We start from the raw sequence: 3,876 nt of genomic DNA, 5'->3' as shown, positions 1-3,876 counted from the left end.
TTAGCCTTTTAGCCGGGACTCCCGTGACTTCGGCTGTGAAAGCCCTCGATTCTTTGTCTGTCAGTAGACGGCCCACGCACGGGAACGACGGGGTCTAGTTTTAGTCTTTACCACTTGTGGGTAATAATTATGATGCCTCTTATGCCCTTGGGGTATCTTTTTATTGTATTATTATTTATTAAATTTGGGCGATAAGCGATGATTTCAAGAACAGAGCGAGTGCTTTAAAGTGCATTTATTTTCCTCTCAAATCTCCCAAAACATATTTATGCAGTTAAAACTGAAAGCAAACTGGCAAGCGATCTTCGACGATCCAGTCAGCAAGCTGCTGTTTATCCTGTCGCTCGTGGCTTGGCGAAAATAACACTTCTGCGCGCTAGGTTAAATCGTAACGGTTAATAATATCTTTTACCCACTCATAATCACGCTGATCACAAATAACAAATTTAACTTGATCATGCGGCAATAGATACTCAAAGTTCCCAAACTGGTTACGGGCCATCTCTTTAGAACCCGGCTTTTTAACATCAACAATTTTATAAGCGGCAAAGAAGCGGGTTGCGCTAACGGCTCCCTCCTGTCACTGTTACATAACGAGTCTAATGAGAGGCAACTTGGTGAACCACGTCTTCAAGCAACAGAGACTGACCTCCATAAAAAAGCATAGGGGGGTGTCACAATAATGACATCGAAGCAGGTATCCCGCGTTAACCGAACAAAAACAGTAGGAAGACCTACCGTCTTTGTTTCGCCTTGCAAGGAATAAAAAATTTTGGTGATTCTAAGTTTGTCCACAATTAAGGTGTTGTTGTTTCTGAATCAACTTCCTCCAATTGTTGGAGTCGGATATTGGCGAGTTGTGCTGCCGTAGATCCAGGGTGTTGTTTTTTTATTTTGGTTAATTCTTCCTTAGCCTGTTTAATTTCACCGTCTTCCGCGTCAATGATGGCTAACTTTAATTTCGCATCAAGTACCTTTTCCGATTTAGGGAATCTATCCCTTACGGTTTGAAATTCGTGGGCTGCGTTTTTCCGATCTTTCTGTTGAAGGTAAATTTCACCGAGCCAATAATGCGCATTCGCAACATAACTTCCGTTAGGGTAATCGTTTAAATAATTTTGAAAAAACGCTTCTGCTTTGTCATATTGTTTTTTAGTTAATAAATCTAATGCTTGTCGATAGGTATTTGAATCTTGTAACTGAATATTATTGGTGTTTGAGGTGTCACCCGTTGAAGGTTTTTGGGAAGAAGAGGCGGAATTGTCATTGGAAGAGTCGCTATTATTACTATTTAAGTTTTTAAGCTGAGTAATTCGCTGATCTAAATCTCGATAAAAACTGCGCTGTTGATTATTGAGTAATTCTAAATTGCGTTCTTGCACTTGTAACTGACCGCGTACTTGAGCCAATTGTTTCTGGAGGTCACTAATCTGTTGAGGCAGATTCATGTTAATAATGTTGTTAAGCTGCTGCTCTAATCGAGCCAAGCGCTGCGTGACCGTTAAATCCATCTGGGGGGTAGCAGCAGCAGGTAGAGAGACAAAAGGAGTTGGAATAGCTGTTTGTGGTGTCTCTGACAGGGATACTGTGGTTTCAGTACCCTGCGATTGCGCTGAAATATCCTCCACTGGCGCATCTGACCACGTAAGCGGGGCGCCTAACATGAATGCTGCTAATGCGCTCGAAACAAATAACGTTTTTATTTTCATTTTAATAATCCTCATAAATTAAATTAACCCGACGATTTAACCTCCATGCGTTCTCGTTGTTCCCCATGACAGCAGGGCGTTCTTTCCCATAACTAACCATATCAATTTGCTTCGGCGCGACGCCTTCTTGTTCCAAGATACGAGCAACCGCTTGATCTCGTCGCCACCCTAAGCCGATATTGTACTCTCTACTGCCGCGGTTGTCCGTATTGCCTTCCAAACGCACTTTGGCGGTGGAATACGTCGCTAAATAATTGGCTTGAACATGGATTACTCCTAAATCCACGGAACGCAATTGAGTGCTGTCGAAATCAAAATAATAAGTCTGATTAGCCGGGGCGACCAATGGGTTGATTATGCGCCCTTCGGAATCTTTTTTAAGTTGCCCTTGGTAACCTTTAGCCTCTGCCAAAGCGTACGCTTGAGCGCCTGTGCCATCGCTTAACCCAGTCGCCGCATTTGCACCGGCTGGATGGTGTTTACAACCTGCCAGGTGAAGAGTAACCAGAGCAATGACGCCCAAGCCTGAATTTTTCACTAAGTTGTTCATAACTATCCCCTTTATTTTGTCTGTAAATTTACTGCTCAAGGACGACTTCTACACTCCTAAAAAGGAGACCACGCTGGTTCCTGGACGTTGCCATTTCGCGCCGGTAACCGCAATTTAATTTGACCATCAATAGAAACTTGTGCCAACATGCCGCGACCACCGTATTCCATCGCGTAGATCGCCATTTTACCATTCGGCGCCAAGCTCGGGGATTCATCGGTGCCACTTTCGCTCAAAATTTGTACTTTCCCTGTAGTCAAATCCTGGCGCGCAATACCAAATAACCCGTTTTCTCGATGCATCATAATGATGGACTTACCATCCAGCATAAATGAAGGGCGTGCATTATAGTCGCCCCGATAGCTCACCCGACTAATACTCTCGTCAACGAACGAATAGTTATAAATCTGCGGCGTTCCATCTCGATTGGAAGTAAACAGTAGCGATTTCCCATCCGGCGACCACGCGGGCTCGGTATCGATAGACCACCCATTTGTAATCTTGCGTAAATGACCGTTAGTTAAATTTAAAATGTAAATTTTTGGATTGCCCGTTTTGCTAAGCACGAGCGCAAGCTGCTTGCCATCAGGAGAAAAAGCGGGTGCACCGTTAATACCTGGCGCTTTACTTAGCTGTTGACGCCACCCTGTAGAGAGGTCTTGTAGATAAATCGCTGCACGGTGGCCCTCAAATGAAACGTAAGCTATTTTATTTCCGTCAGGCGACCATGTTGGTGACATAATCGGCATGTCAGAAACCAGTAAGGGTTGGGGGCCAAAGCCATCCGCATCAGCCACTTCTAAAGTGTATTTAGCAGCGGTATTTTCAGACGAAGCTTCGACGAGAACGTAAGCAATTTTAGTTGAAAAAACGCCTCTTACACCCGTGAGTTTTTGATAAATTAAATCACTAATGTGATGGGCCAAATTGCGCAGCTCTTTAGCATTGGCATTGAAGGATTCACTCAACAAGCGATTACTGGAATCAAAGACGTTAACCAAGGTGAATGCCACTCGGTAGTACTGCATTCCTAAGGGATTAATAGCGCCAACCACGAGGGCGTTCACTTTTTGTTTGCGCCAATAACTGTAATCAATTTGCTGCAATGAAGCCCCGGTCTGGTCCAAATTATTGAGCCCCATCACCCGAAATTGGCCGCTATTTTGCAAATCGTTTTTGATCACCTGTGGGATGGTTTCATCTCCGGGCGTTAATACTGACGGCCCAGCAAATGGCATAATGACGATTGGGATAGCGGTGGTTACACCTTTGGTTAGTTCCAGATCAAGTGCAGCATAACTAACGGGAACAAAAACCAAAAGGGTTATTAACAAGTATATGATTAAATTTCGTTTTTGCATGGGATTTCCACTTCGCATTGTGACATAGGCCTGATCTCACAATACAAGCGCCTAGATTATAACTACTCAGCCTGTAGATAGAAACGTCCATTTTTGGGCGAGATGGGGTTAAAAGTATAGGTTTTCAACAAGTACCCCATATGAGCGAAGCGAAATACGGAGACGATAGACGAGATCATTATTTTCCCGTATTCTGCTTTGCTCCATACGTATATTGTGAGTCCGTATTCTTAACAACAACCCCGAATCTCAGTGA

3 protein-coding genes and 1 pseudogene are annotated in these 3,876 nt (G+C 43.8%); all 4 read right to left on the bottom strand.

Annotated features, from left to right (window positions below; translation table 11 throughout):
- Positions 1–274 precede the first annotated feature (274 nt).
- The 4 genes and pseudogenes from FIV31_RS07375 to tolB all read right to left on the bottom strand — a co-directional run bounded on the left by FIV31_RS07375 (position 275) and on the right by tolB (position 3,638).
- A pseudogene (locus FIV31_RS07375) lies at positions 275–795 on the bottom strand (7-carboxy-7-deazaguanine synthase QueE).
- Positions 796–797: 2 nt separating this feature from the next.
- The gene (gene ybgF / locus FIV31_RS07370) at positions 798–1,724 is read right to left on the bottom strand and encodes a tol-pal system protein YbgF (RefSeq protein WP_280124326.1); all 927 of its coding nucleotides are present in this window, start codon (positions 1,722–1,724) and stop codon (positions 798–800) included.
- On the bottom strand, positions 1,711–2,259 hold the full coding sequence (locus FIV31_RS07365) for an OmpA family protein (protein WP_280124325.1): 549 nt from the start codon (positions 2,257–2,259) through the stop codon (positions 1,711–1,713). The genes ybgF and FIV31_RS07365 overlap by 14 nt, the downstream gene beginning before the upstream one ends.
- Before the next feature lie 56 nt (positions 2,260–2,315).
- The gene (gene tolB, locus FIV31_RS07360) at positions 2,316–3,638 is read right to left on the bottom strand and encodes a Tol-Pal system beta propeller repeat protein TolB (RefSeq protein ID WP_425278285.1); all 1,323 of its coding nucleotides are present in this window, start codon (positions 3,636–3,638) and stop codon (positions 2,316–2,318) included.
- Between the last annotated feature and the right edge of the window lie 238 nt (positions 3,639–3,876).

Origin of the sequence: Coxiella endosymbiont of Ornithodoros amblus (assembly GCF_019425495.1) — a bacterium.
Lineage (GTDB): Bacteria > Pseudomonadota > Gammaproteobacteria > Coxiellales > Coxiellaceae > Coxiella.
The sequence above is the reverse complement of the archived record's forward strand: the minus strand, read 5'-3'. Positions and strand labels throughout refer to the sequence as shown.

Bases quoted from the DNA above. Each gene is read 5' to 3' on its own strand.
- ybgF (WP_280124326.1), bottom strand. From the start codon at position 1,724: ATGAGGATTATTAAAATGAAAATAAAAACGTTATTTGTTTCGAGCGCA.
- FIV31_RS07365 (WP_280124325.1), bottom strand. From the start codon at position 2,259: ATGAACAACTTAGTGAAAAATTCAGGCTTGGGCGTCATTGCTCTGGTT.
- tolB (WP_425278285.1), bottom strand. From the start codon at position 3,638: ATGCGAAGTGGAAATCCCATGCAAAAACGAAATTTAATCATATACTTG.